Source organism: Bacillus sp. TH17 (assembly GCF_016651125.1).
GTDB classification, from domain to species: Bacteria; Bacillota; Bacilli; order Bacillales; family Bacillaceae_G; genus Bacillus_A; species Bacillus_A mycoides.
Genome location: NZ_JAEKEN010000001.1, coordinates 4,123,349 through 4,148,136, shown reverse-complemented (window position 1 = coordinate 4,148,136; position 24,788 = coordinate 4,123,349). Strand labels below are relative to the sequence as shown.

The 24,788-nt window shown below is 37.6% G+C and carries 29 protein-coding genes; 21 read left to right on the top strand and 8 right to left on the bottom strand.

Annotation, left to right across the window (positions count from 1 at the left end):
• Window positions 1–10 precede the first annotated feature (10 nt).
• Complete coding sequence (locus JFT95_RS21290; RefSeq protein ID WP_002190938.1) at window positions 11–1,024, top strand: molybdopterin-synthase adenylyltransferase MoeB; 1,014 nt, start codon at window positions 11–13, stop codon at window positions 1,022–1,024.
• Window positions 1,025–1,066: 42 nt separating this feature from the next.
• Here the strand turns inward: JFT95_RS21290 and moaC are convergent, their stop codons facing one another.
• Entirely contained in the window at window positions 1,067–1,552 is a 486-nt protein-coding gene (gene moaC / locus JFT95_RS21285) for a cyclic pyranopterin monophosphate synthase MoaC (RefSeq protein ID WP_002129484.1), read from the bottom strand.
• Window positions 1,553–1,635: 83 nt separating this feature from the next.
• On the opposite strand from moaC, the gene JFT95_RS21280 reads away from it, so the two are divergent.
• The 7 genes from JFT95_RS21280 (at window position 1,636) to JFT95_RS21250 (ending at window position 6,318) form a co-directional block, all read left to right on the top strand.
• Window positions 1,636–2,925: a molybdopterin molybdotransferase MoeA gene (locus tag JFT95_RS21280; protein ID WP_201053195.1), complete on the top strand. Its 1,290-nt coding sequence runs from the start codon at window positions 1,636–1,638 to the stop codon at window positions 2,923–2,925.
• Window positions 2,889–3,410, top strand: a complete 522-nt coding sequence (gene mobB, locus JFT95_RS21275; RefSeq protein ID WP_201053192.1) for a molybdopterin-guanine dinucleotide biosynthesis protein B — start codon at window positions 2,889–2,891, stop codon at window positions 3,408–3,410. The genes JFT95_RS21280 and mobB overlap by 37 nt, the downstream gene beginning before the upstream one ends.
• Window positions 3,407–3,871 (top strand): molybdopterin synthase catalytic subunit MoaE, encoded by a 465-nt coding sequence (moaE, locus tag JFT95_RS21270; RefSeq protein ID WP_002129479.1) that lies wholly within the window; start codon window positions 3,407–3,409, stop codon window positions 3,869–3,871. The genes mobB and moaE overlap by 4 nt, the downstream gene beginning before the upstream one ends.
• Before the next feature lie 2 nt (window positions 3,872–3,873).
• Window positions 3,874–4,107, top strand: a complete 234-nt coding sequence (gene moaD, locus JFT95_RS21265) for a molybdopterin converting factor subunit 1 (RefSeq protein ID WP_002089064.1) — start codon at window positions 3,874–3,876, stop codon at window positions 4,105–4,107.
• A gap of 99 nt (window positions 4,108–4,206) precedes the next feature.
• Window positions 4,207–4,629 carry a DUF3888 domain-containing protein gene (locus tag JFT95_RS21260; RefSeq protein ID WP_002089063.1) on the top strand — a complete coding sequence of 141 codons (423 nt, stop codon included), beginning with the start codon at window positions 4,207–4,209 and terminating at the stop codon, window positions 4,627–4,629.
• A gap of 33 nt (window positions 4,630–4,662) precedes the next feature.
• A complete protein-coding gene (gene glcU / locus JFT95_RS21255) occupies window positions 4,663–5,520 on the top strand; it encodes a glucose uptake protein GlcU (protein ID WP_002129475.1) in 858 nt (285 codons plus the stop codon).
• Window positions 5,521–5,532: 12 nt separating this feature from the next.
• Window positions 5,533–6,318: a glucose 1-dehydrogenase gene (locus JFT95_RS21250; RefSeq protein ID WP_201053190.1), complete on the top strand. Its 786-nt coding sequence runs from the start codon at window positions 5,533–5,535 to the stop codon at window positions 6,316–6,318.
• Window positions 6,319–6,392: 74 nt separating this feature from the next.
• Here JFT95_RS21250 and JFT95_RS21245 read toward each other — a convergent pair whose 3' ends face one another.
• Window positions 6,393–6,872 (bottom strand): CarD family transcriptional regulator, encoded by a 480-nt coding sequence (locus tag JFT95_RS21245; protein WP_002089061.1) that lies wholly within the window; start codon window positions 6,870–6,872, stop codon window positions 6,393–6,395.
• A 280-nt stretch (window positions 6,873–7,152) separates the two neighbouring features.
• Between JFT95_RS21245 and JFT95_RS21240 the strand changes: the two genes are divergently transcribed.
• The gene (locus JFT95_RS21240; RefSeq protein ID WP_002089059.1) at window positions 7,153–7,389 is read left to right on the top strand and encodes a DUF2553 family protein; all 237 of its coding nucleotides are present in this window, start codon (window positions 7,153–7,155) and stop codon (window positions 7,387–7,389) included.
• A 1-nt stretch (window position 7,390) separates the two neighbouring features.
• Complete coding sequence (locus tag JFT95_RS21235) at window positions 7,391–7,573, top strand: sporulation protein Cse60 (protein ID WP_000621751.1); 183 nt, start codon at window positions 7,391–7,393, stop codon at window positions 7,571–7,573.
• A gap of 34 nt (window positions 7,574–7,607) precedes the next feature.
• On the opposite strand, the gene JFT95_RS21230 is transcribed toward JFT95_RS21235, so the two are convergent.
• Window positions 7,608–7,835 (bottom strand): DUF3973 domain-containing protein, encoded by a 228-nt coding sequence (locus JFT95_RS21230; RefSeq protein WP_002129470.1) that lies wholly within the window; start codon window positions 7,833–7,835, stop codon window positions 7,608–7,610.
• A gap of 424 nt (window positions 7,836–8,259) precedes the next feature.
• Between JFT95_RS21230 and JFT95_RS21225 the strand changes: the two genes are divergently transcribed.
• Both JFT95_RS21225 and JFT95_RS21220 read left to right on the top strand, forming a co-directional pair.
• Window positions 8,260–8,691: an SRPBCC family protein gene (locus tag JFT95_RS21225; RefSeq protein WP_002015664.1), complete on the top strand. Its 432-nt coding sequence runs from the start codon at window positions 8,260–8,262 to the stop codon at window positions 8,689–8,691.
• The gene (locus JFT95_RS21220) at window positions 8,692–9,015 is read left to right on the top strand and encodes an ArsR/SmtB family transcription factor (protein ID WP_002015665.1); all 324 of its coding nucleotides are present in this window, start codon (window positions 8,692–8,694) and stop codon (window positions 9,013–9,015) included.
• A 40-nt stretch (window positions 9,016–9,055) separates the two neighbouring features.
• Here JFT95_RS21220 and JFT95_RS21215 read toward each other — a convergent pair whose 3' ends face one another.
• Window positions 9,056–10,498 carry an MDR family MFS transporter gene (locus JFT95_RS21215; protein ID WP_002112346.1) on the bottom strand — a complete coding sequence of 481 codons (1,443 nt, stop codon included), beginning with the start codon at window positions 10,496–10,498 and terminating at the stop codon, window positions 9,056–9,058.
• A gap of 212 nt (window positions 10,499–10,710) precedes the next feature.
• Window positions 10,711–11,982, bottom strand: a complete 1,272-nt coding sequence (locus JFT95_RS21210) for a BaiN/RdsA family NAD(P)/FAD-dependent oxidoreductase (RefSeq protein ID WP_201053188.1) — start codon at window positions 11,980–11,982, stop codon at window positions 10,711–10,713.
• Between the two features lie 283 nt (window positions 11,983–12,265).
• On the opposite strand from JFT95_RS21210, the gene JFT95_RS21205 reads away from it, so the two are divergent.
• Window positions 12,266–13,918, top strand: coding sequence for a putative polysaccharide biosynthesis protein (locus JFT95_RS21205; RefSeq protein ID WP_002089053.1), 1,653 nt, complete (start codon window positions 12,266–12,268; stop codon window positions 13,916–13,918).
• A 41-nt stretch (window positions 13,919–13,959) separates the two neighbouring features.
• Window positions 13,960–14,688, top strand: coding sequence for a pseudouridine synthase (locus tag JFT95_RS21200; protein WP_002034388.1), 729 nt, complete (start codon window positions 13,960–13,962; stop codon window positions 14,686–14,688).
• Between the two features lie 82 nt (window positions 14,689–14,770).
• Here the strand turns inward: JFT95_RS21200 and JFT95_RS21195 are convergent, their stop codons facing one another.
• Window positions 14,771–14,992 carry a DeoR family transcriptional regulator gene (locus tag JFT95_RS21195; RefSeq protein WP_000805512.1) on the bottom strand — a complete coding sequence of 74 codons (222 nt, stop codon included), beginning with the start codon at window positions 14,990–14,992 and terminating at the stop codon, window positions 14,771–14,773.
• A 357-nt stretch (window positions 14,993–15,349) separates the two neighbouring features.
• Here JFT95_RS21195 and pepV point away from each other — a divergent pair, with 357 nt between their 5' ends.
• The 4 genes from pepV (at window position 15,350) to JFT95_RS21175 (ending at window position 20,877) form a co-directional block, all read left to right on the top strand.
• The gene (gene pepV, locus JFT95_RS21190) at window positions 15,350–16,756 is read left to right on the top strand and encodes a dipeptidase PepV (protein ID WP_002089051.1); all 1,407 of its coding nucleotides are present in this window, start codon (window positions 15,350–15,352) and stop codon (window positions 16,754–16,756) included.
• 103 nt (window positions 16,757–16,859) lie between these two features.
• On the top strand, window positions 16,860–17,405 hold the full coding sequence (gene thpR, locus JFT95_RS21185) for an RNA 2',3'-cyclic phosphodiesterase (protein WP_201053186.1): 546 nt from the start codon (window positions 16,860–16,862) through the stop codon (window positions 17,403–17,405).
• A gap of 287 nt (window positions 17,406–17,692) precedes the next feature.
• Window positions 17,693–19,834, top strand: a complete 2,142-nt coding sequence (gene pulA / locus JFT95_RS21180) for a type I pullulanase (RefSeq protein WP_201053184.1) — start codon at window positions 17,693–17,695, stop codon at window positions 19,832–19,834.
• A gap of 245 nt (window positions 19,835–20,079) precedes the next feature.
• Window positions 20,080–20,877 carry a phosphotransferase family protein gene (locus tag JFT95_RS21175; RefSeq protein WP_201053182.1) on the top strand — a complete coding sequence of 266 codons (798 nt, stop codon included), beginning with the start codon at window positions 20,080–20,082 and terminating at the stop codon, window positions 20,875–20,877.
• Between the two features lie 3 nt (window positions 20,878–20,880).
• Here the strand turns inward: JFT95_RS21175 and JFT95_RS21170 are convergent, their stop codons facing one another.
• Window positions 20,881–21,159, bottom strand: coding sequence for a YtzH-like family protein (locus JFT95_RS21170; RefSeq protein WP_002015625.1), 279 nt, complete (start codon window positions 21,157–21,159; stop codon window positions 20,881–20,883).
• Between the two features lie 232 nt (window positions 21,160–21,391).
• Here JFT95_RS21170 and trmB point away from each other — a divergent pair, with 232 nt between their 5' ends.
• Both trmB and JFT95_RS21160 read left to right on the top strand, forming a co-directional pair.
• Complete coding sequence (trmB, locus tag JFT95_RS21165; RefSeq protein WP_002015624.1) at window positions 21,392–22,045, top strand: tRNA (guanosine(46)-N7)-methyltransferase TrmB; 654 nt, start codon at window positions 21,392–21,394, stop codon at window positions 22,043–22,045.
• A gap of 70 nt (window positions 22,046–22,115) precedes the next feature.
• Entirely contained in the window at window positions 22,116–22,970 is an 855-nt protein-coding gene (locus JFT95_RS21160) for a YtnP family quorum-quenching lactonase (protein ID WP_483862087.1), read from the top strand.
• A gap of 127 nt (window positions 22,971–23,097) precedes the next feature.
• On the opposite strand, the gene JFT95_RS21155 is transcribed toward JFT95_RS21160, so the two are convergent.
• Complete coding sequence (locus JFT95_RS21155) at window positions 23,098–23,409, bottom strand: PepSY domain-containing protein (protein ID WP_002015622.1); 312 nt, start codon at window positions 23,407–23,409, stop codon at window positions 23,098–23,100.
• 148 nt (window positions 23,410–23,557) lie between these two features.
• Here JFT95_RS21155 and JFT95_RS21150 point away from each other — a divergent pair, with 148 nt between their 5' ends.
• Entirely contained in the window at window positions 23,558–24,631 is a 1,074-nt protein-coding gene (locus JFT95_RS21150; protein WP_201053180.1) for a M42 family metallopeptidase, read from the top strand.
• Window positions 24,632–24,788 lie beyond the last annotated feature (157 nt).

The window sequence follows — 24,788 nt, the reverse complement described above, 5'->3', positions numbered from 1 at the left end:
GGGATGTCGTATGCAAGAGCGATATTCAAGACAAATGTTATTTTCTGGTGTTGGGGAAGCAGGGCAACGGAAAATAAGAGGGAAGCACGTGCTCGTCATCGGTGCTGGTGCGCTCGGAGCAGCGAATGCAGAAGCAATTGTTAGAGCAGGTGTTGGAAAAATTACAATTGCGGATCGTGATTATGTAGAATGGAGTAATTTACAAAGGCAACAATTATATACAGAAGAAGATGCGAAGCATTATAAACCGAAAGCAATAGCGGCAGCAGAACATTTAAAGGCAATTAATTCCGAAGTAGAAATTGTACCGGTTGTGACTGATGTAACGGTGCAAGAAATGGAAGAGTTAATTAAAGGTGTAGATTTAATATTAGATGCGACAGATAATTTTGAAACGCGCCTTCTTATTAATGATATATCGCAGATGTATAACGTTCCGTGGATATACGGAGGATGCGTTGGAAGCTACGGAGTAACTTATACAATCTTGCCAGGAAAAACGCCGTGTTTTCGATGTTTAATGGAACATCCGGCGAGCGGAGCGACATGTGATACGGCCGGTATTATACAGCCAGCAGTGCAATTAGTAGTTGCACATCAAATAACGGAAGCCTTGAAAATATTAGTAGAAGATTTTGAGGCACTTCGTGAAACGATGCTATCATTTGATCTTTGGAATAATCAACAGATGGCATTTAAAGTGAATAGGCAGAAAAAGGATACATGTTTATCCTGTGGAAAGTTACGTACATATCCGAGTTTAACATTTGAAGCACAAACGAAAACAGAAGTATTATGTGGGCGAAATACAGTTCAAATCCGTCCAGGTGTGCGTCAGGGTTTTAATTTAGAGGAAATTAAAAAGCGCTTACAAAAAAGTGTGGATGTAAAAGCAACGCCGTACTTATTATCATTTCCAGTGGAAGAATATCGTTTTGTTTTATTTACAGATGGCAGGGCGTTTATTCATGGTACGAATGATATGAATGTTGCGAAACGACTATATGCAAGATATATAGGTTGAACCTAAAGGGGAATCCTTTAGGTTCAAATGGAAAAGGTAGGATTAAGAATTTCTAATATAATCTCCATTTTTTCCGCCCGTTTTTTCAAGTAAGTACGTTTCGCCAATAATCATACCCTTATCAACGGCTTTACACATGTCATATACAGTAAGAGCGGTAGCGGAAGCAGCTGTTAAAGCTTCCATCTCAACGCCGGTACTACCTTCTGTTTTAACTTTTACTTCAATAAGTAGCCGATATTGTTCTTCTGACTGTTTCCAATCGAAAGAGACATCAACACCTTTTAATAATAAAGGATGGCACATTGGGATAATATCAGAAGTACGTTTTGCAGCCATAATACCTGCGATTTGTGCGACGGCTAATACGTCACCTTTACCAATTTCGTTGCGTGAGATTTTATCAAAAATTTCTTTTGTAACGAGAATGCTAGAGCATGCTATTGCTGTTCGAACGGTTATTTTTTTGTCACTTATATCAACCATTTTAGCGCGCCCTTGGTCGTTGAAATGTGTGAATGAAGACATGGAATTCCTCCTTGAAGTAATTGCGATTTAATATATAAAGTGTAATCGAGATTAGATATTTTGCAAATATGAGGTGAGAAACAATGGTAGAAAAACGAATCCCGATTCAAGTTGCTGAGGCTGTAGAGCGGGTTATGAAATATGCTAAGCATGGTGAAGTAGAAGAAGTTTCTATTACAGAAAGTTACGGGAGGATTCTTGGAGAGGATGTTGTCTCAGATCACGACGTTCCTCACTTTGATCGTTCTCCTTACGATGGTTTCGCAATTCGAGCAGAAGACACGAAGGAAGCGAGTCAAGAGCATCCGATTGAATTTGAAGTAATAGGGGAAATCGGAGCAGGATCTGTTTTTGCAGAAGAAGTAGGGGCTTTTCAGGCGGTTCGTATTATGACAGGAGCAGCTATGCCAGAAGATTGCAATGCAGTCGTAATGCTAGAACTGACGGAAGGATTCGAGAGGAACGAAAGTACATATATGAAGTTAAAACGTCCTTTCCAAAACGGTGACAATGTGTCATTTAAAGGAGAAGATATAAAACAAAATCAAGTCCTCGTTAAGAAAGGTGTTGTAATCAATCCAGGTGTTGCCGCATTATTAGCGACGTTTGGATATAGCACTGTGAAAGTTGTAAAACAGCCTGTTGTCGGTATTGTAACGACGGGCAGCGAATTACTAGAAGTGCATGAGGCGTTAGAGCCAGGGAAAATTAGAAATAGTAACTCTTACATGATTGCCGCTCAAATTATGAAAGCTGGCGGAAAAGTGCGTTACTATGGACAACTTGCTGATGAGTTAGATGCATGTTTTACAGCCGCTAAATCAGCGATGGGCGAGGTTGATATTTTAATTACAACGGGCGGTGTTTCAGTAGGAGATTACGACTACTTACCGGCTATTTATGCAAGGTTACAGGCGAATGTACTCTTTAATAAAATAGCGATGAGACCTGGAAGTGTAACGACAGTAGCTGAAATTGATGGAAAGTTACTTTTCGGTTTATCAGGTAATCCGTCAGCTTGTTATGTAGGTTTCGAATTATTTGTACATCCAATTATGAAAACGTATTTGCATGTGAAGGAGCCTCACGTATATAGAACTGATGCTATTTTACAAAAAGATTTTCCGAAACCAAATCCATTTACTCGTTTTGTAAGAGCGAAAGCGATTATTGTTAATGGGGCACTACAAGCGATGCCAGTCGGTTTAGATAAATCGAGTGCGGTCTCTTCACTTGCGGATGCAAATGCTTTTATCGTGCTGCCTGGAGGAACGAGAGGATTTGAAGCAGGAATGAAAGTGTCTGTATTATTGTTAGAATGCTCTGAGGGAAGTGATTGGCCGTGGACAAAGCCTCTTCAATCTTACAAATAGTAGGGTATCAAAATAGCGGGAAAACAACACTTGTAGAGAAGATGGTACATGCATTAGCTGAAAGAGAAATGAAGGTTGCTACAATTAAACATCATGGTCACGGGGGCTTTCCTGAAGTAGCGCAAAAAGATAGTGAAAGACACCGAAAAGCTGGTGCTGTAGTAAGTAGTGTAGAAGGTGCCGGATTACTATCTTTGTCCTCTTTGCGAGATGAATGGTCCTTGCAAGAAATTATCCGCTTGTACGAATTTTTTGAAGTAGATACGATTTTAATAGAGGGCTATAAAGCTGAGAACTATCCGAAAGTAGTGTTACTTCGTTCTGAGGAAGACGCTGAACTTTTACATAAAGTAGAAAATATAGCGGCAGTTATTACGTGGTATGATGCTTCGTCAAATGTACGAGAAGAATATAAAGTATTTCATATAACAGAAGAAAAATTGTATATAGACTGGTTTTTACAAACGGCTAGGGGTGCAAAATGATAAATACGTATTATGAAGTAATTGATACAGAAATCTCGATTGAAGAGGTGACAAAGAAAGTAGTTCGCCGTGAATGTGGTGCTGTTACAACATTTATCGGGACAGTTAGGGAGTTTACGAAAGGGCGTCGTACACTATACTTAGAGTATGTAGCTTATAAGACGATGGCAGAAAAGATGCTACAGAAAATTGGGTCAGAAGTGAAGGAGAAGTGGCCCGGTACACATGTTGCGATTACGCATCGCATCGGCACGCTGCAAATTTCTGATATAGCGGTTGTTGTTGCTGTATCAACGCCTCATCGCAAAGAGGCTTATGAAGCGAATGAATATATTATGGAGCGTATTAAGCAAATTGTTCCAATTTGGAAAAAGGAGTTTTGGGAAGATGGTGACTCATGGATTGGTGACCAATTAGAAAAAACACCATATCCAGCAGGAGAGCCTGGGAAGGAGTTATAAATATGATTCGAGTATTGTTATTTGCGAACTTGCAAGAAGAAGCAGGAACGAGTGAATTACAAATAGAGAAAGAAAATATTACTGTTGCAGAGTTAAAAGATATTGTTGCGAAAGAATATAATGTACCAGTGTCAGCGCCAATTATGGTTGCGATTAATGAAGAGTACGCAAATGAAGATGACACGATACACACTGGTGATGTAGTTGCACTAATACCACCAGTGAGTGGTGGTTAATATTGGATTTATGCTATAAAAAACGACTTTCCTAAATAGGGAAAGTCGTTTTTTTATGGCATTTTGGAGAACACTATCTTATAGGAAAAGGAGGAAGTTATGAAAAAGATATGTGTAATGATTGCAATGATATGTTCTGTTTTTTTCTTTTCTCCAAGCAATTCTTTGGCAAAAGAATCGACGGAACAGCTTTTAGAAAGTGCGTTACTGAATCGATATTACTCGGTTATAAGGCAAGTGACAGAAGATCAATATGAATGTGACTCAGTTACAAATATAAAGCGTCTAGGCAAGAAAGATGAGTTTGTTCCTAGGTTTGAAGTTACGATACAATTTCTTACATTTCAAGGGGCACATAATCCGCCGAATGATAAAGTTACACTTACTTTGGAAGACAATTTAGATCACATAAAGATAAAGAAAGTGGAGCGAGAAAAGAATGTTTCTGGTGCTATTGTAGAAAAGATTTGTGCACGAAAAAACGAAAAAATAAAAGCTCACTCTAATGATTTAGAGCGATAACCTATGACATTTTGTAGAGAAAGGTAATGAGCGATGGATATACTTTTAGCGATTTTACCAGCTATATTTTGGGGGAGTATTGTGCTATTTAACGTGAAACTGGGTGGGGGACCGTATAGTCAAACGCTCGGTACAACGTTCGGTGCACTTATCTTCTCAATTGTCGTTTATATTTTTATGAAGCCGGTATTAACTCCGACCGTTATTGGAGTTGGAATTGTATCTGGCTTATTTTGGGCACTTGGTCAAGCGAATCAATTAAAAAGTATTGATTTAATGGGTGTTTCTAGAACGATGCCGATTTCAACAGGGCTTCAATTAGTCGCAACAACATTATTTGGGGTTATCGTGTTTCATGAATGGTCAACGACGATATCGGTCGTTCTTGGAGTTTTGGCGCTCGTTTGTATTATTATCGGGGTTATTTTAACATCGCTTCAAAGTAAAGAAGAGAAGAATGCAGAGCAAGCAGGGAATTTTAAAAAAGGAATTATTATTTTATTAATTTCAACAGTCGGTTATTTAGTTTACGTAGTAGTTATCCGGTTATTTAACGTGAACGGTTGGTCGGCTTTATTACCACAAGCGGTCGGTATGGTATTAGGCGGGATTTTACTCACATTTAAACATCATCCATTCAATAAATATGCGATTCGAAATATTCTTCCAGGATTGATTTGGGCAGCTGGAAATATGTTTTTATTCATTTCGCAGCCAAGAGTTGGGGTCGCAACAAGCTTTTCCCTTTCACAAATGGGAATTATTATTTCGACGCTTGGCGGGATTTTTATATTAGGTGAAAGGAAAACGAAGCGTCAATTAATTGGGATTGTTATTGGTATCGTTTTTATCATTGCAGCTGGAATTATGCTGGGGATTGCGAAAGGTTAAGGAGGTATTAAAATGTATAGCGATTTAGAAGGGAAAGTCGTCGTTATTACAGGATCAGCAACTGGTCTTGGAAGAGCCATGGGAGTAAGATTTGCTAAAGAGAAGGCGAAAGTTGTTATTAACTATCGCTCAAGAGAGTCAGAAGCGAACGATGTATTAGAAGAAATAAAAAAGGTAGGTGGAGAAGCGATTGCTGTAAAAGGTGATGTGACGGTCGAGGCAGATGTTGTGAATCTCATTCAATCTGCTGTGAAAGAGTTTGGTACGCTCGACGTTATGATTAATAATGCAGGGATAGAAAACGCGGTACCGTCGCATGAAATGCCGTTAGAGGATTGGAATAAGGTAATTCATACAAATTTAACAGGTGCTTTTTTAGGAAGTCGTGAAGCGATTAAATATTTTGTGGAACACGATATTAAAGGTTCGGTTATTAATATGTCTAGTGTTCATGAGAAAATCCCGTGGCCATTATTTGTGCATTATGCGGCTAGTAAGGGAGGGATTAAGCTTATGACAGAAACGTTAGCGTTAGAATATGCACCAAAAGGTATTCGGGTAAATAATATTGGTCCTGGTGCAATTAATACGCCAATTAATGCTGAAAAATTTGCTGACCCGAAAAAACGTGACGACGTAGAAAGTATGATTCCAATGGGGTACATTGGAAAACCTGAAGAAATCGCAGCAGTAGCAACGTGGCTCGCTTCAGCAGAGGCACGTTACGTAACTGGAATTACGTTATTTGCAGATGGTGGAATGACTCTATACCCATCGTTTCAAGCGGGGCGTGGGTAATATGAAAGGCCAAAGAGATTTAACTCTTTGGCCTTTTTTACGCAAAAAAAAATAGCGGTCGGCTATTTTTAAAATTAATGATTGATTGTATCTTGAAGAAATTCTGTTGCTTGATGTTCTGAAACATTCTGTACGAGCGCAACTTCACTAATAACCATTTTACGCGCATTATCTAGCATTTGTTTTTCGCTCGCATTTAATGCTCTTTCTTTATTGCGACGAAGTAAATCACGAACAACTTCTGCACTATCTTGAAGATTGCCGTTCTTCATTTTTTCCATATTCATTGTATATCTTTGTTTCCAAGAGAGTGAGGGGTCTGATTCCCCATGATGAAATTCAAGAAGTATACCATCTAACGTACCTTTATCGACGATATAACGTATACCTGATTTTTGTAATTGATTCATCGGAAGCATTACTTGCATATCTTTACTAATGATGCGTATAACACAATATTGACGCGTAGTGCCTAATATTTCTTTCTCTTCAATTGCTTCGATGATTCCTGCACCGTGCATTGGATAAACGATTTTATCACCAATTTGAAACAAATCATCCACCTCCGTATGTGGTAACTACTTTTAATGATAACACACTAGGATAAAAATGTCAAATTTTATATAATATCACATCTGATATGCTGTAGTCAATATATAAAAGTCGTTTTTTTGTTTGTTTTTTTGCTCTTATAAGTTGAATAAATAGGGGGAATTTTTTTAGAAAAATAGTACAGGCACAGAAAGAGGGCATATCCACTTATTTTTAAGCATAAAATATAAAATCGCTAATACAATATACCTAAATCCGTTCTTTGCAAGGGAGGGAGAGAAGGTGGGGCGCACAATTAGAATTGATATTACAAATAAAGTTGTAGCTAAATTTAGGCAAGATTATTTGGAATTATATACGAGTAAGTTTATGATAGGTAAGTTTTATGTCTATACTGAAGATAAACAATATGTGTTAGAAGACGGATATATATATGAAGATGGAAAGTTTTATCGCATCATAGATACGCACCGTGGCAATAAACAAGCGGCGGAGGGCTGCGATCTAGGATGGTGTTAACATGATTCGTGTGAAAGTGTTTGATGAAAGTCATGAAAAAGACTTAGAAGACGCTGTAAATGTATTTTTGAAAAAAATTGATGATAGTAACTTTGTAGATATTAAGTACCAAGTCGGTGTTTCTATTAACGATGACGAAAACCAAATTTATTGTTTTTCAGCAATGATCGTTTATAAAGCATAAAAAAGAGCTGGGTGAGCCAGCTCTTTTTTATGTTTTATGTTGGGACAACATGTGTCGGTAATACGTTCATAATAGATTGAGTTGTGCCTAATTTCTTTGTCGCTAAAAGAGGCGCCCCTGTTTCATGGTTTTGGGCATCTGTACACATACCAAGGTGATAACGATCACCTAAAAATGGATCAATATAAAAACCGTTTTTAAAAACTTTATCATTCGGGTGTTTTTCATGGTGAATTTCAGAACAGTTAATGCAATAGAACATAGCTTTCATCTCCTTTTTATTTTTGTTTAAAAAAGTGGGTAGGTAGTCATTTCGCTCCTAAGGAAATGTTGAGGAGAAGAGAAATAACTACCTACCCAAATGGCGGGCATACTCCTTCTGATTTTTACATATCTCGCGTATTGTCCCCGAGGGAAGGAGGAGAGACGAAGTACAGATGAGATAAGTTAGGCGCTTCTCTCAATAGGAGTGATAGAGTTTCGTATTGAGGGAATTTTCTATTTTTCATTGCCTTTGTGAGTATATTATGAAGGAATGGTGAGAGGGTGTTTGTCCTGTTGAAAAAATGTTGAGAATTTCTCAACAGTGAAAAAGAGTCGTTCTTGACATGAAACCAAAAGGTGTTATATTGTTAATACGAAACTAAAAGGTGTTATATTTTAATGCCGAATAAAGGAGATATAAAATGGAACAACAAAATACATTAAATGATATTAAACAAACAATCGTTTTTAACGCGCCTATTCAAAAAGTATGGAATGTAGTATCGACTGCAGAAGGAATTGCGTCATGGTTTATGCCAAATGATTTCGAATTGGCGGTAGGACATGAGTTTCATGTGCAATCACCTTTCGGACCATCACCATGTAAAGTGTTAGAGATTGATGAGCCGAATTATTTATCTTTCTCATGGGACACAGATGGCTGGGTTGTTTCATTTAATTTGAAAGACCTAGGAGATAATAAAACAGAATTTACGTTAATTCACGGCGGCTGGAAACATCCTGATGAAATCCTTCCGAAAGCGAATGCGAAGAGCTCTATTATTCGCGATAGAATGAATGGTGGCTGGGTAGCGATTGTAAATGAAAAACTGAAAAAGGTTGTCGAAGGTTAAGTGTCCTCGTCAGCAGCGAAATATGATGTATTTCAAGCAATTGCTGATCCAACCCGCCGAGAAGTGTTACGGTTATTAAGTGATAAAGAGTTACCAATTTCAAAAATAACGGATCATTTTCCGATGAGCCGTACTGCAGTTGTAAAGCACCTTCATATTCTTTCAGAAGCGAATTTAGTGAGTGGAAGAAAGAGTGGAAGAGAGAAGATATATCGTTTGCACCCAGAACCATTAGAGGAATTACAGCAGTGGCTCTCGTATTATGAACGATTTTGGGATAATAAATTGTCCGTGCTTAAACATATTGTGGAGAATGAAGAGTAGATTTTATGCAAAAAGGATGACCGAAATGGTCATCCTTTTTTTATTGTTCACTTGTTTGCTTAGCTGGCTTTAATAGGATCCAAGCGATAATTAATGTGAATACCGCTAATACGAAAGTGCTCATATAAATGACGTGTACACTTGATGCTAATGCGGATTGTGACTCGGTTGCTACGTTTGCTGTAGCCCCTCCATGTCCGCCAGAAGAAACAAGATCAAGGTTTTTAATGCCACGTGCATGAATCATCGTATTGAAGATCGTTCCGAAGATTGCAGCTCCTAGTGTTTGACTAAATGTATTAATAAATGTATTTAAACCAACTGCCGTTCCGCGCGTATGGGCCGGTACAGCTGCTTGAATTGTTACCATGTAAATTGGTGTAACAAGCCCCATTCCTAAGCCGAATAATCCGACTGCAACATAAATAAGGAATGATGGTGAATCTGTTGATAATGTAAATAATAAGAAAGTAGCAACTGATAAAATGCTAGCTCCAAGTAAAATAATTTGTTTCGTTTGTAACTTGCCAACTAAGTTACCGGAGAACATAGCACCGAATGTCCACATAACAGGAATCGGCATTAAAATGAGTCCAGCCTCTGTCGCATTTTTTCCTAAAACACCTTGGCTCCAAATTGGAAGATACACTGTAATACTAATAATCATTGCGCCAGCAATAAGTGTTAGTATGTTTATTGTAGATAATGTACGGTTAGAGAAAAGTGCTAGCGGAATTAATGGCTCCGGAGACTTTTTCTCGATGTATAAGAAAATAATGAATGAAACAGCGGCAAAGATTAATAGGCCGATAATTGAAATGTCTCCCCAGTTTTGCTTACTGCTACCTGTTAATAATGCGTATAGTAAAGCAATTGTACTTAATGAGAAAACTGTCGCACCAAGATAGTCGATATGTTGCTTAGCGGCGGACTTAACAGATTCCTTATAAGAAGTGGCAAACATTAAGCAAGCGATAATTCCAAAAGGAACGTTTAAGAAGAAAATATAGCGCCAAGAAAGAGAATCGACTAAAAATCCACCTACTAATGGCCCAATAACACCAGATACACCCCAAACGGCACTCATCCAGCCTTGTGCTTTCGCGCGGTCTTTAGCTTCGCTATATAGATCTCCAATAATCGTCATTGTGATCGGCATAACAGCACCAGCCCCTATACCTTGAAGAGCACGGAAGAAGATTAATTGTTCCATTGATGTAACGACTCCGCAAAGTGCAGAACCGATTAAGAAGATTGTTGCTCCGATGAGCAGAACTTTTTTACGGCCGAATAAATCAGCTAGCTTTCCGTATATTGGAGTCGAAACAGCTGTTGCAAGCATATAGATTGCATATACCCAACTAACAAGTTCGACACCTGACAAATCACTCGTTATACGAGGGATCGCTGTACTAACAATCGTTCCTTCTACCGCAGAAAGAAACGTCATTAGCATTAAAGACATCATGACTTTTTTTCTCATTTGTTTTCCCCTTACCCTTTTTCGAATATTCAACAATATAAAATATAAAGGTACTAAGGTATATAAAGCAACAAAAAAGCAATGGGAAGTTAGGAGGAAGGGATATTTTTGAAGAAACGGTCGACATATTTAAAGTATCGCCGATATAATTTCGTGTATTACTTTGCTATTTCAACATACTAAAAAAAGAAACAGGAGTCCCTGTTTCTTTTTTAATATTGCATTTTTGAATTTTGTCCTGCTGTTGTTCCGGCAATTCGGCCAGTAACAAGGGCAGATGTAATGTTATAGCCGCCAGTATAACCGTGAATATCAAGAACTTCTCCGCAGAAGTATAAACCATTCGTGAATTTCGAAGCCATTTCTTTCGGGTTAATTTCTTTAACGGATACCCCTCCGCCAGTAACGAATGCTTTTTCAATTGACTGCGTACCATTCACATGGACGGTAAATTCTTTAAAGTCTTTCACAAGTGCGCGAATCTTCTCATGAGAAACTTGTCCAGCTTGTTCGCTACCGTCAATTTCATTTTTTTCTAATAAGAATAGGAAGTAACGTTCAGGAACATAGCCTTTTAAAACGTTTTTAATTCCTTTTTTCGGATCTTCTTTCATTTGTTTCAGCATGCGCTGGAACAGTTGCTCACTATTTTCTTCTGGCAATGCATCGATACTCATGTGCACTGTGTTCGTTTTAAACTTTTTCATCGCTTTCACAACGAATTGGCTACAGCGAAGAGCAGCAGGGCCAGATAGGCCGAAGTGAGTGAAAAGCATGTCCATTTTATGAGAAATGATAACTTTTCCTTTCGGGTTTAATACACTTAAGTTTACATCTCGTAAAGCAAGACCTTGTAATGTGCGGTCACGAATAAACGGTTCGTTTGAAAGAATTGGTACTTCTGTTGGGAAAAGTTCTGTAATTGTATGCCCAGCTTTTTCAGCCCAAGCGTATCCGTCTCCAGTAGAACCAGTTTGAGGAACAGATTTTCCGCCAACAGCGATAACGACGTGATTCGTTTCTAACACCTCACCTGTTTGCAGAATAACAGCCTTCGTTTGACCGTTTTCATACTCAATCGTTTCGACAGGCGTATTCGTACGTATTTTCACACCTAAGTCTTTTAATCGTGTTAACAGTGCATCTACAACAGATTGCGCTTTATTTGATACTGGGAACATGCGGCCATGATCCTCTTCTTTCAGTTGTACACCGAGATTTTCGAAGAATGTAATAATATCTTCATTACTGAAAATAGAAAAAGCACTGTATAAGAAGCGACCATTTCCAGGTATATGTTTAACGATTTCATCAAGTGGTAGACGGTTTGTTACGTTACAACGACCACCACCAGAAATCGCAAGTTTACGTCCTAGTTTATTTCCTTTATCAAGAAGTAAGGCGCTTGCGCCTTCTTCAGCAGCACCGATTGCAGCCATTAGCCCTGAAGGACCGCCGCCGATGACAATAACATCATAATGCATAATATATCGACCTCATTTTCTACATTTCCTGCCTAAAAGAATAGCATGTTTTCCCTTAAAAGAAAAATAGAGTGAAGTACTGCTTAAGAGGAGAATTGTGGTACAATACAAAAGTTAGAGTTCAGCATTATCCTGCTATTTATGGGCAATAAGACTACTATCTTAAGATTTATGAGAAGTAAAGAGGGAGTTAAAAAGGTCCGTAAATGCTCGAATGATTAGTAGGAGGGGAGTCTCCCGCTAATTATAGTTTCACTTTATGTAGATGTAGGAGGATTTTCGTATGTCCGATTCAAAATTTCTGCGCGGAACGCTTATTGTGACGTTAGGGACATTCTTAGTAAAGTTCTTAGGCATGATTTACGTTTTTCCGTTTCATGCATTAGTAGGCACAGAAGGCGGAACGCTCTATACATATGGATACATTCCATATACGATATTTTTAAGTATCGCAACGGCAGGAGTGCCGCTTGCTGTTTCTAAGTTTGTTTCCAAATATAATGCACTTGGAGATTATAAAACGAGCCGGAGAATGTTCCGCTCGGGAATGGTTATGATGATAGTAACAGGAGTTCTTTCCTTCTTAGTACTGTACATGACCGCACCATTATTTGCAGAAGCAATGCTTGGTAAACAAAGTTTACAAAATAAGATAGAAGAAGTTACGACGATTATTCGCCTCGTAAGTTTTGCGCTTATTGTTGTGCCGGCAGCAAGTTTGATTCGTGGTTATTTCCAAGGCCACCAATCGATGGGACCGACTACGGTTTCACAAATTATTGAGCAAATTATTCGTATCGTCTTTTTATTAGCGGGTAGTTTCATCGTTATTAAAGTACTTGGCGGTACAGTAGCAACGGCAGTTGGGGTTGCGACATTCGCTGCGTTCGTTTCAGCAGTTGGAGCACTTGGCGTATTAATTTGGTACTGGTTAAAACGTAAAAAATATTTGGATCAATATTTAATTGAGCAAACTGTACCAGAATCGACGGTAAGTACCGCTCAATTGTTTAAAGAGTTGTTTGCATATGCAATCCCTTACGTTGTAATTGGATTAACAATTCCTTTATATCAACAAATTGATACATTGACATTTAACTCTATTATGCAGGCGATTGGTCAAGGAGATATCGCAGAGCGAGCACTCGGTATTTTCACGATGTGGACGCATAAATTAATTATGATTCCAGTATCACTTGCAACAGCGTTTAGTTTAACGCTCGTGCCAGCGATTACAAAGTCGTTTACTGAAAAGCAATACCGTTATTTGAAATTACAAATTACACAAACATTCCAGGCGAATATGTTTTTAACATTGCCAGCAGTTGTCGGTATTTCTACACTTGCATATCCGATTTACACTGCTTTCTACGATTCAGACCCACTAGGTGGACAAGTATTAATGTGGTATGCGCCAGTTGCATTGTTATTCGCTTTATTCACAGTAACAGCAGCAATTCTGCAAGGGATTAACCAGCAGAAACATGCGGTTATTGCGCTTGTGATGGGTGTTATTTTGAAATTTGCATGTAACGTAATCTTTATTCGTTATTTCGGTACAGTTGGGGCGATTTTGGCTACTGCAGTCGGCTTCTTAGCTTCCGTATGGTATACGAATAGACAAATTAAAAAACACGCACACTATTCATTTGGTGTTGTATATAAGAGAACATTCCAAATTGCAGTCTTAACACTTGTAATGGTTATTGCTGTAAAACTATCACAATGGCTTCTATCCTTCATGATTTCGCCTGATGGCCGTATTGGTGCTCTTATTACAGTTGCGATTTGTGCAGGTATTGGTGGTCTTGTTTACGGATTGTTAGCGATTCGCACAGGAGTACTAGAAAGAGTATTTGGCGGAGAAGCTTTAGAGAAAATCCAGCGTAAACTTGGTAGTAGATTCAAAATAAAGTTGAAATCAAAAGGGGCGTAAATACGTCCCCTTTTCTATGATAAATAAAGAAGGTGAAGAACATGAGATTAGATAAATTATTAGCGAATATGGGACACGGAAGTAGAAAAGAAGTAAAGAAATTACTGAAAGACGGCGTTGTGAAGATTGATGGAACGCCAGTGAAAGATGCGAAGTTTCATGTGAATGTAGAAGAGCAAGAGGTTATGATTCACGGTGAAGTTGTGGAATATAAAGAGTTTGTTTATTTAATGATGCATAAACCACAAGGTGTTATTTCAGCGACAGAAGATGATAACCACGAAACAGTAATAGATTTATTAGAATTAGAAGATGCGATTTTCGATCCATTCCCTGTTGGAAGGCTCGATATTGATACAGAAGGTTTCTTATTAATCACAAATGATGGGAAGTTAACGCATCAACTATTATCTCCGAAAAAGCATGTGCCGAAAAAATATTATGCACACATTTCAGGTGTTGTAACGGAAGAGGATGTAATAGAATTCGCTAAAGGTGTTATTTTAGAAGATGGCTATGAAACGAAGCCAGGCGAACTTACAATTTTAAAAAGTGATGATATTTCTGAGATTGAACTCGTTATTACAGAAGGAAAATTCCATCAAGTGAAGCGTATGTTTGAAGCGGTAGGGAAAAAAGTAGTTTATTTAAAGAGAACAGAGATGGGACCTTTAATGTTAGATGAAGAGTTAGAACTTGGGCAATATCGTGAATTAACAGATGAAGAAGTAGAGATGTTAAAGACGTATCAAGTAGATAACGAAAAGTAACGCCAATTTCAGAGCATAGAAAAGACCCCTTTCTAATGAGTTAGAAAGGGGTATGTATTTATTTACATACAATTATTTTTTATTATGAGGTCATTCTCACTTTCTTTCCTGTCGTTGTCCACTTGCCGCGGCAAGGGCTATACACGAGTTCATTAAACTGCAACACATTTAGATCACGTTGTATTGTTCGCGGTGTGATCCCGAACTCATCTACAAGGTCTTTCGTTGTTACCGTACCGTTTTCATTGATGTACATATAAATCGATTTAATGCGTGTTAGCATACGAGTAGTTGTAGGTTTCAAGAGAAAACCGCTCCTCTACTAGTTTTTTTGACCCCATTCAGGAAAGAAGGTCGTTACTACCATTGTACTCTACATGATAAAATTCATGCTTTAACTTACTTAAATTTTACAAAAGTTTAACAAATATTCATATAGAAAAATATTGGTAGTTGACATTGTATGTCTGGTCAGTCAACTAACTCATAAATTTCTACGTAAAACGCCAAATTCCTGCAAATTTTTTTGAAAAAATAAAAGAAAAACTAATAAGAAATATCTGAAATATTACAATTGTCCGTTATTAGGTTTTCATGTATGGCATAAGATATTTTCGTTTGCTATGATGAAAGAGACAATATAGTGAAGGATGGATGCGTGATGTCGACGATTAATTGGACAGAAGAAGTTACAAAACGAAAAGATGATTTAATTCGTGATACACAAAAATTTTTACAAATTAAAAGTGTATGGGAAGAAGAATCTGCGAAAGAGGGCGCACCATTTGGTGAAGGTGTAGAAAAAGCCTTATCTTTCATGTTACATAAAGGAGAAGCAGAAGGTTTCTGTTCTAAAAATTTAGAAGGATATGCAGGTCATCTTGAAATGGGACAAGGAGAAGAATTAGTAGGTATTCTTTGTCACGTTGATGTTGTACCAGAAGGAGATGGCTGGACAACGCCTGCGTATAGTGCGGATATTCGCGACGGGAAGATTTTTGCACGCGGTGCAATTGATGATAAAGGGCCGACGATGGCAGCTTATTATGCGATGAAAATCGTTAAAGAATTAGGCTTACCTCTTTCAAAACGTGTTCGTATGATTTTAGGAACAGATGAGGAAAGTAATTGGAAGTGTGTAGATCATTATTTTAAAAATGAAGAAATGCCAACAATCGGTTTTGCGCCGGATGCAGATTTTCCGATTATTAATGCGGAAAAAGGAATTTCTGACATACAAGTTGTGCAAAGTGGTGGCGAAGAGAAAGAAGGCACATTTAAGCTTATTTCATTTGAGTCAGGTCGTCGTTTAAATATGGTTCCTGATTTTGCAGAAGCAGTTATTACAGGAGAAGATGTAAATACACTTACAGTAGCATATGAAGAGTATTTACAAACTGCTAAAAAAATAGGTAAAGCAATTGTAGAAGGAAAGACGGTGACGTTGCAAATCAAAGGGATTTCAGCTCACGGATCTACTCCGGAAAAGGGAGAAAATGCAGGTTTATTATTGGTAAACTTCTTAACGAAAGTTTCTCTTGATGGAAAAGGGGCTTCATTTGCCTCGTTTGTAACAGAAACATTTACAGGTGATATTATTGGAGAAAAAGCTGGTATTTCTTATAAAGACGATATTAGCGGGCCGTTAACAGTGAATGTTGGTCGCCTGTCTTACTCGCAAGAAAACGGTGGTAATTTAGGATTAAATGTACGCTATCCAGTTACAACTAACTTTGAAGAAACGATTGCAAAGTTAAAAGAATATGTTGGTACTCATGGATTTGAAGTAGCGGATTATTCTAACTCTCGCCCGCATCACGTTGACAAAGATCATACGTTAATTCGTACTTTACAACGTGTATATGAAGAACAAACTGGTGAAAAAGCTGAATTGTTAGCAATTGGCGGTGGTACTTATGCTCGTTCATTGAAAGCTGGCGTTGCATTTGGCCCGTTATTCCCAGGAAAAGAAGAACTTGCGCATCAAAAAGACGAGTACATTGAAATTGAAGATTTATTAAAAGCGACAGCGATTTACGCTCAAGCAATTCATGAATTAGCGAAATAAAAGATATTTAAATAATGACCGCTCTCTACTTTAGAGGGCGGATTCTTTTTAGCTGAATGAGATAAGGAAGAAAAGCAACAATAACATAAAGGAGACGATGTAGATGGTGCCGCATTATTTTGTCGCAGTAACTTTACCACGTCATATAAAAGAAATTCTTTCTAATTATAAAGAGGAAATGAAGGATGAATTACCATTTCGCTCGTGGGTACATGAAGAAGACTATCATATTACCCTTTCATTTTTAGGAAGTGCGACAGAGGAACAGTTAGAAGGAATAAAGAATGGATTACAAACACTTACAGAAAAAACGGAATTATCGTTCACGTTACAAGGACTTTCTACATTCGGACAGGTGGACCAGCCGCGTATATTTTGGGCGGGGATAAGTGATAATCAAGATTTGTTTAGTTTACAAAAGCAAGTGCATACAATTTGTGAAGAAAATGGTTTCTCTCTAGATACACGTCCTTATCATCCACATATTACTGTTGCGCGTAAATGGGTAGGAGAAAAAGTGTTTGATCTGACAAATGTAAAAGAGTTACCTATAACATCATTTCAAGCAGATACGATTACTTTGTATGAATCTCACGTTAAGGAAACGCCGAAGTATAAATCGATTACTGAAATAAAACTACAAAAATAGAATGTATGAAAACGTTTTTTATACAGGTGAATATACTATAGGGAATAATGTGTTACTGTATAGAGCTTCGCTGATAAGAAAACCCTTATCACTTGCAGCTCGTTTCACCCCCTATTTGCGGGCAGTAAGACTCCCATCTCCAAATTAGGATGAAGCAAAGAAGTTAGGTGGGAGATCTACTGCCCATAAAGGCCCAATTGGTGAAGGCTAATAATCAGTGGGAGTAAAGCGTTCCCATTGATTAAAGTTTCACTTTATTTTAATTTTGAGAATGATGGTGATTTTTTATGTTGAAAGTAAAACGTCCATTTGATGCCTATTTAGATGAAATGAATAAAATTACAATTTTGCTCCCGCATGCGTATGGAACAAGCCGGACATTTCGTTTACAAGAAGGAAGCAATGTGAAAGAGTTACCGATTGTTCATACTATTGCTCTTCCAGATGCAACGAAGTATGAATGTTTTATAGAAGAGCCGATAGATGTGGGGAAGTATTATACAGTACGGGATGAACGGAATGAAGAAACAGATTTACAAATAGGCGCTGTGATTCGAACAGTAGTTTTCGATGAAAAATATTATTACGAAGGTACCGACTTAGGTGCTGTGTATAAAAAAGAAGAAACAATATTTAAAGTATGGGCTCCGACTGCAAGGCTTGCGAAAGTACGGATTTATAAAAGTGATAAAGAATATATTGATTATGAAATGTACAGAGAAGAAAACGGAGTGTGGATTCATACATTACAAGGTGATCATGATGGAGCACGATATACATTCCTTGTTTGTATTAATTTAATATGGAACGAAGCGGTTGACCCTTATGCAAAGTCTGCGACGATAAATGGAAAATACGGCGTCGTTATCGATTTGGAAAAAACGAATGTGACAAAACGAGTAGAATTATCACCATTACAGTCAATGACAGATGCCATATTGTATGAACTGCATATTCGTGACGCTACTATTCACCCAAACAGTGGGGTGAATAAGAAAGGAACATATAAAGGGCTAATGGAAGAGGAGACAGTAGGGCGAAATGGGACATTAACAGGATTGTCTCATATAAAAGATTTAGGCGTTACACATGTTGAACTATTACCTTTACATTGTTTTGGTGGTATAGATGAAGTGAATCCTGCTTCCGCATATAATTGGGGCTACAATCCGTTATATTACAATATACCAACAGGATTTTATGTTACAAACCTTTCTGATCCATATAACAGGATAGTAGAGTGTAAACAACTAATTGAAACATTTCATGATCACGGCATCAGGGTGATTATAGATGTTGTATATAATCATGTTTATGAAAGAGAATTATCATCATTTGAGAAGCTTGTCCCGGGATATTATTTTCGTCATGGGGAAGACGGTATGCCTTCTAATGGGACGGGAGTTGGAAATGATATAGCATCTGAACGGAAAATGATGAGGAAATTTATTATAGAATCTGTTTTATATTGGCTTACTGAATACAATGTTGATGGATTCCGATTTGATTTAATGGGAATTTTAGATGTTGAAACGATGAATGAATTAGAAAAAGAAGTACGAACAATAAAGCAGGATGCGCTGTTATTAGGTGAAGGATGGGATTTGCAAACACCGCTTCCTCTTGAAGAGAAAGCGACGTTAAATAATGCGAATAAAATGCCATGTATCGCACAGTTTAATGATCAATTTCGTGATGGAATAAAAGGAAGTACTTTTAATATAAATAAACGTGGCTTTGCATTTGGTGGGCATGTAGACTGTAATCATTTGCAGTATATAGTAGCTGGTAGCCTTTTAAGTATGAAAGAAACAGGATTGTTCCTAGAGCCAGTACAAAGCATCAACTATGTAGAATGTCATGATAATATGACGATGTGGGATAAACTAGTGCAAAGTAATCCAGAATCAGAAGAAATTTTGAAAAGGCGTCATCGTTTAGCAACCGCAATGGTTATTCTTTCACAAGGGATTCCTTTCTTACATGCGGGGCAAGAGTTTTATCGTACGAAGCAAGGGAACGAAAATAGCTATAATGCAAATGATGAAATTAATCAATTAGATTGGGATCAAAAAGAGAAAGAGATGGAGACCGTTAACTATATAAAAGGGTTAATTGCGATTCGCAAAGGGCACGGGGCATTCCGATTACAAAATGCGGACCTTATAAAAAAGCATATGACTTTTTTGCAAACATCTACAGAAGTACTGGCATACCACCTAGAGCATGTAGAATTATTTGGACCGTGGAAAGAGATTGTAGTTTTATTTAATAGCGGTTTGGAAGCTAAAACGGTGCAGCTTCCAAAAGAAGAAACGTGGCATGTGTTAGTAAACGAAAAGCAAGCGAAAATAGAGCCAATTTCTTCATTTAGAGGAAAGGAACTTCAATTGGCTCCAATTAGCACGTATATATTGACGATAATGTGACAAATCGCTACTTGACGATGAGAATGTAATAAATGTAGAATTGACAAAGGTGACGATTTTCATAAGTTGTCATTCTATGATTGATTTTGTAAAATAAACTAGAAGAACAGGTGATTTATCCTGTTTTCGGCTTATGCCAAGTTTTTTCATTCAAATACAGTAAAATATATGAATCCACAACATGCGTAGAAATGTTGCGGTTTTTCTTTTCATAACTATAAAAGATAAGGATTTGTTAACGGGTAATGAATATGGAATGGTTGGAACAATTATTAGGAAAAGAGTGGAGTCTTATACCGGCTGGTGGAGTAACGGGCGATGCATATATTGCGCAAAACGGACAACAAAAGTTATTTTTAAAGCGGAATACATCGCCCTTTTTAGCGGTATTGTCAGCAGAAGGAATTGTTCCAAAATTACTTTGGACAAGAAGGGTAACGAACGGTGATGTAATTTCTGCTCAAAAATGGCTTCCGGGACAGAAGTTAGAGCCAGAGGATATGAAACTAGAACGTGTTGCGAAACTTTTGAAGAAAATACACTCCTCTAAAGCGCTTGTGCAGATGATTCAAAGGCTAGGAAAGCAGCCGCTTCATGCGCAAGAGTTATTACAACAATTACAGCTCGTTTTAAGAGGAGATATAAGAGTTGATGAAACAATTCAGCAAGGTCTTCAATATTTAACGGAGTTATTAAAAGATATTGAGTACAATGAATTCGTTGTATGCCATTGTGATGTAAACCATAACAATTGGATATTGTCGGACGAAGATGAATTGTTTTTAATTGATTGGGATGGGGCTGTTATTGCTGACCCAGCTTTAGATCTTGGTATGTTATTATATTGGTATGTTCCGCGCCATGAATGGAGTGAGTGGCTCGGATATTATGAGATTGAACTAGATGAATCATTGCTTAGGCGTATGAGATGGTATGTGATAGCACAAACGATTTTATCTATGCAATGGCACACAACAAAAAAGCAGCAAGCAGAAGCTAAATATTGGCATCAATATTTACAGCAACTACTTGCTTCAGAATAATACTTAAGAAAAATTGTCCATTCCAGCAATCCACTGAGTAAGTTGTTCTTGATTATTGGAAATATGGTTGTCCAAATTAGAGGAAGATTTACCCGATTGACTATAAGAATATACATCGTTTAGCATTACTTTAGTGTCACTACTTATACTATCGTTTGCGAGTAACGATTGAATGAGTCGCTCTAATTGCTCGCATTCAGAAACTGTCCCGCAGCAATCACTTTGATGGTTGATTAAAATATCTTTTAACACTTCTAATTGATGCTGTTGATTAATTGGCATGAACGGATCATCCTTTCGAGTGTTTTTCTCTCCCTAGAAATGTAAGAGAAAAAGCTGTTTCGTCATGGAATGTTTAATGCTTTATGTAGTTTTTATCAAAATGGTACATCTTATACTTGAAAGAAACGGACCGAGTGCTCGTACGTACTTGGTTTTTTGTTTGATAGATTGATTAAAACAGAAAGAAGGAATTTTTCCTTTAAAATAGTTTTGTAAAGAGAGGGAGACATCTATGCGTTTAAGACATAAGCCTTATGCAATGGATCGAATTAATGAGTATTCACATATCGTAATTGGAAACCCAGAGGAGAGCGCTGGTAACTGGAAAGAAATATTTGGAAATGAACAGCCAATTCATATTGAAGTAGGTACAGGACGTGGCCGCTTCATGTATGATATGGCAAAAGCAAATCCGCATATTAACTATATTGGAATTGAAAAATTCACAAGTGTTGTTGTAGATGCACTTGATAAATTAATTGAAGAAGAAGTACCGAACTTAAAGTTAATTAATAAAGATGCTGAAGATTTAACAGTTTTCTTTGCGAAAGGTGAAATTGACCGCGTTTATTTAAACTTCTCAGATCCGTGGCCGAAGAATCGTCATACGAAGCGTCGTTTAACGTATAAAACATTTTTACGCAATTATGAAGAAGTGTTAGTAGATGGCGGAGAAATTCATTTCAAAACTGATAACCAAGGTTTATTTGAATATTCTATTATGAGTATGGCTGAGTATGGCATGTTATTAACTTACCTTAGCCTAGATCTTCATAATAGTGATTATGAAGGAAACATTATGACAGAATACGAAGAGAAATTTTCTAGTAAAGGTCATCGTATTTATCGAGTTGAAGCAAAATATCGTACGGAGCCTATGCAGTAATGCATAGGTTTTTTATATGAAAAATAATCGGAATATTATGTTAAAATTAAATGGAAAAGGGGGATGGGATATGGAACAGTTACAAATTGGAAATATAAAAGTGACGTGGCTAAAAGGTGGGAATACACATTTAGATGGAGGCGCGATGTTTGGAGTTGTGCCAAAAGTACTTTGGTCACGAAAATATAAACATAATGATACAAATCATATTTATTTACGAACAGATCCATTACTCTTACAAACGAAAGAAGGAAACATGCTTATTGATTCAGGGATAGGGAATGGTAAATTGAATGAGAAAATGAAGCGGAATCAAGGTGTAACAGAAGAATCATCAGTTAAGGAATCTTTAGAAAAATTGGGACTGCATACTGAAGATATTCATTACGTCTTAATGACGCATCTTCATTTTGACCATGCATCTGGTTTAACAAAATGGGAGGGAAATCAACTTGTTCCGGCGTTTCCGAACGCAACGATTTATGTAAGTGAGACTGAATGGAATGAAATGAAAAATCCGAATGTTAGATCGCGTAATACATATTGGAAGGGAAATTGGGAGCCAATCGTTGATAAGATTGTTACGTTCAGGAAAGAAATAGAAATTACGGATGAAATAAAGATGGTGCATACGGGTGGTCATAGCGATGGACATGCCGTTGTCGTCCTTGAAAGTCAGGGTGAAACGATGCTTCATTTAGCGGACATTTTACCGACGCATGCACATCAAAATGTATTATGGGTAATGGCATACGATGACTATCCAATGACATCGATTGAACATAAACAAAAGTGGATGAAGTATGGTGCTGAAAAAGAGGCGTGGTTTACTTTTTATCATGATGCATATTACCGTGCAGTAAAGTGGAATGAGGAAGGACATATAGTGGAGAAGATAGAGAGAAAAACAAATATAGAAGCTTAATATTAATAAGAGGAAGGTGTCCAAAAATATTTATTGGAACAATCTCCACTTATTATGTATAGCTGTTATTATCAGCTTTTGTTGGTAATTCTAAAAAAAAGAGGTTCACCTAATGGGAAACCTCTTTTTATGCTGCTATAACCTCTAAAACAGTACCTGTTTTAGCATCAACTAAAAATTCAAATCGTTCTTGTATTTCATCTAACATCGTTGTAAGACCGCCGCGATAAACTTCGTATGCGACATCATATTTTTCAAATGCCTCCGGAACCATATGTACCCAAGAGCCAGTAATTTCACCTTTATGACTTAATGCTTGTTTCACCATTTTCAATGCTTTTTCTGAAGAAATATGGGATTGTTCTTGTACTTTGTTTGCAACGAAATAACCAGCTGCGAACCCAACGCCAAGACCTGTGACTAAACCTTTCCAGCTCATATATTCACCTCAATTCTGTAAAATAAAAATAGTGTACCAATAATAATTATAATGCAAATGCAACTAAAAAAGAAGAAACTAGAAACATTTCGAAAATTTCGTTACAATAAAAGAGGTATTCTACTAAGGTTTGAAAGAAGGGGACTTCGTGAATAAAGAGACATTACAATTATTTCGTACGTTAACAGAATTACAAGGTGCATCAGGTTTTGAACATGATGTGCGCAGTTTTATGAAGCAAGAATTAAGCAAATATGCTGATGAGATTGTGCAAGACGGTTTAGGTAGCGTATTTGGTCTGAAAAAAGGGGACGAAACTGGCCCGCGCGTTCTTGTAGCAGGTCATATGGATGAAGTAGGTTTCATGGTTACGCAAATTACGAAAAATGGGATGCTTCGTTTTCAAACGTTAGGTGGCTGGTGGAGCCAAGTACTATTAGCTCAGCGTGTACAAGTTATGACGAAGAATGGTCCTGTTATTGGGGTTGTTGGTTCCATTCCTCCTCATTTATTAAGTGATGCGCAACGTGCAAAACCGATGGATATAAAAAATATGTTAATTGATATAGGTGCAGATAGTTATGAAGATGCGATTGAAATTGGCATAAAGCCAGGGCAACAAATCGTTCCAATCTGCCCATTCACGCCAATGGCAAATGAAAAGAAAATTATGGCGAAAGCTTGGGACAACCGCTATGGATGTGGCCTTGCTATCGAATTGCTAAAGGAATTAAAAGATGAAACATTGCCAAACACATTATACTCTGGTGCGACTGTACAAGAAGAAGTAGGTCTTCGCGGAGCACAAACTGCTGCAAATATGATTCAACCAGATATTTTCTATGCGCTTGATGCAAGTCCAGCAAATGATGCATCTGGTGATAAGAAGCAGTTCGGTCAATTAGGAAAAGGCGCTCTTCTTCGTATTTATGACCGTACAATGGTAACACATAGAGGAATGCGTGAATTCATTTTAGATACAGCAGAAACACATAACATTCCGTACCAATACTTTATTTCACAAGGTGGTACAGATGCGGGCCGTGTGCATACAAGTAACTCTGGTATCCCATCAGCAGTAATTGGTGTTTGTGCACGCTACATTCATACACATGCTTCTATTTTACATGTTGATGATTATGCGGCAGCGAAGGAATTAATTACGAAGCTTGTGAGAGCAACGGACAAAACGACGTTAGAGACAATTAAGAATAACGCGTAAAGAGGAAGGGTGAAAAACCCTTCTTTTTTTAGGTTGAATAGATGACCCAGCGATGAATGGGAGCGGTCAGTGCCTAGTTGGTGCTCGAATGGTGTATTAAGACCTTGGATAGGAAGAGAGAGGAAGGCTGTTTTTGGAAAACCTTTTCTTTTTTTAG

Coding starts and splice junctions, on each gene's coding strand:
- JFT95_RS21290 (WP_002190938.1), top strand. CDS start 11: ATGCAAGAGCGATATTCAAGACAAATGTTATTTTCTGGTGTTGGGGAA.
- moaC (WP_002129484.1), bottom strand. CDS start 1,552: ATGTCTTCATTCACACATTTCAACGACCAAGGGCGCGCTAAAATGGTT.
- JFT95_RS21280 (WP_201053195.1), top strand. CDS start 1,636: ATGGTAGAAAAACGAATCCCGATTCAAGTTGCTGAGGCTGTAGAGCGG.
- moaE (WP_002129479.1), top strand. CDS start 3,407: ATGATAAATACGTATTATGAAGTAATTGATACAGAAATCTCGATTGAA.
- moaD (WP_002089064.1), top strand. CDS start 3,874: ATGATTCGAGTATTGTTATTTGCGAACTTGCAAGAAGAAGCAGGAACG.
- JFT95_RS21260 (WP_002089063.1), top strand. CDS start 4,207: ATGAAAAAGATATGTGTAATGATTGCAATGATATGTTCTGTTTTTTTC.
- glcU (WP_002129475.1), top strand. CDS start 4,663: ATGGATATACTTTTAGCGATTTTACCAGCTATATTTTGGGGGAGTATT.
- JFT95_RS21250 (WP_201053190.1), top strand. CDS start 5,533: ATGTATAGCGATTTAGAAGGGAAAGTCGTCGTTATTACAGGATCAGCA.
- JFT95_RS21235 (WP_000621751.1), top strand. CDS start 7,391: ATGATTCGTGTGAAAGTGTTTGATGAAAGTCATGAAAAAGACTTAGAA.
- JFT95_RS21230 (WP_002129470.1), bottom strand. CDS start 7,835: ATGTTCTATTGCATTAACTGTTCTGAAATTCACCATGAAAAACACCCG.
- JFT95_RS21225 (WP_002015664.1), top strand. CDS start 8,260: ATGGAACAACAAAATACATTAAATGATATTAAACAAACAATCGTTTTT.
- JFT95_RS21215 (WP_002112346.1), bottom strand. CDS start 10,498: ATGAGAAAAAAAGTCATGATGTCTTTAATGCTAATGACGTTTCTTTCT.
- JFT95_RS21210 (WP_201053188.1), bottom strand. CDS start 11,982: ATGCATTATGATGTTATTGTCATCGGCGGCGGTCCTTCAGGGCTAATG.
- JFT95_RS21205 (WP_002089053.1), top strand. CDS start 12,266: ATGTCCGATTCAAAATTTCTGCGCGGAACGCTTATTGTGACGTTAGGG.
- JFT95_RS21200 (WP_002034388.1), top strand. CDS start 13,960: ATGAGATTAGATAAATTATTAGCGAATATGGGACACGGAAGTAGAAAA.
- pepV (WP_002089051.1), top strand. CDS start 15,350: ATGTCGACGATTAATTGGACAGAAGAAGTTACAAAACGAAAAGATGAT.
- thpR (WP_201053186.1), top strand. CDS start 16,860: ATGGTGCCGCATTATTTTGTCGCAGTAACTTTACCACGTCATATAAAA.
- pulA (WP_201053184.1), top strand. CDS start 17,693: ATGTTGAAAGTAAAACGTCCATTTGATGCCTATTTAGATGAAATGAAT.
- JFT95_RS21175 (WP_201053182.1), top strand. CDS start 20,080: ATGAATATGGAATGGTTGGAACAATTATTAGGAAAAGAGTGGAGTCTT.
- JFT95_RS21170 (WP_002015625.1), bottom strand. CDS start 21,159: ATGCCAATTAATCAACAGCATCAATTAGAAGTGTTAAAAGATATTTTA.
- trmB (WP_002015624.1), top strand. CDS start 21,392: ATGCGTTTAAGACATAAGCCTTATGCAATGGATCGAATTAATGAGTAT.
- JFT95_RS21160 (WP_483862087.1), top strand. CDS start 22,116: ATGGAACAGTTACAAATTGGAAATATAAAAGTGACGTGGCTAAAAGGT.
- JFT95_RS21155 (WP_002015622.1), bottom strand. CDS start 23,409: ATGAGCTGGAAAGGTTTAGTCACAGGTCTTGGCGTTGGGTTCGCAGCT.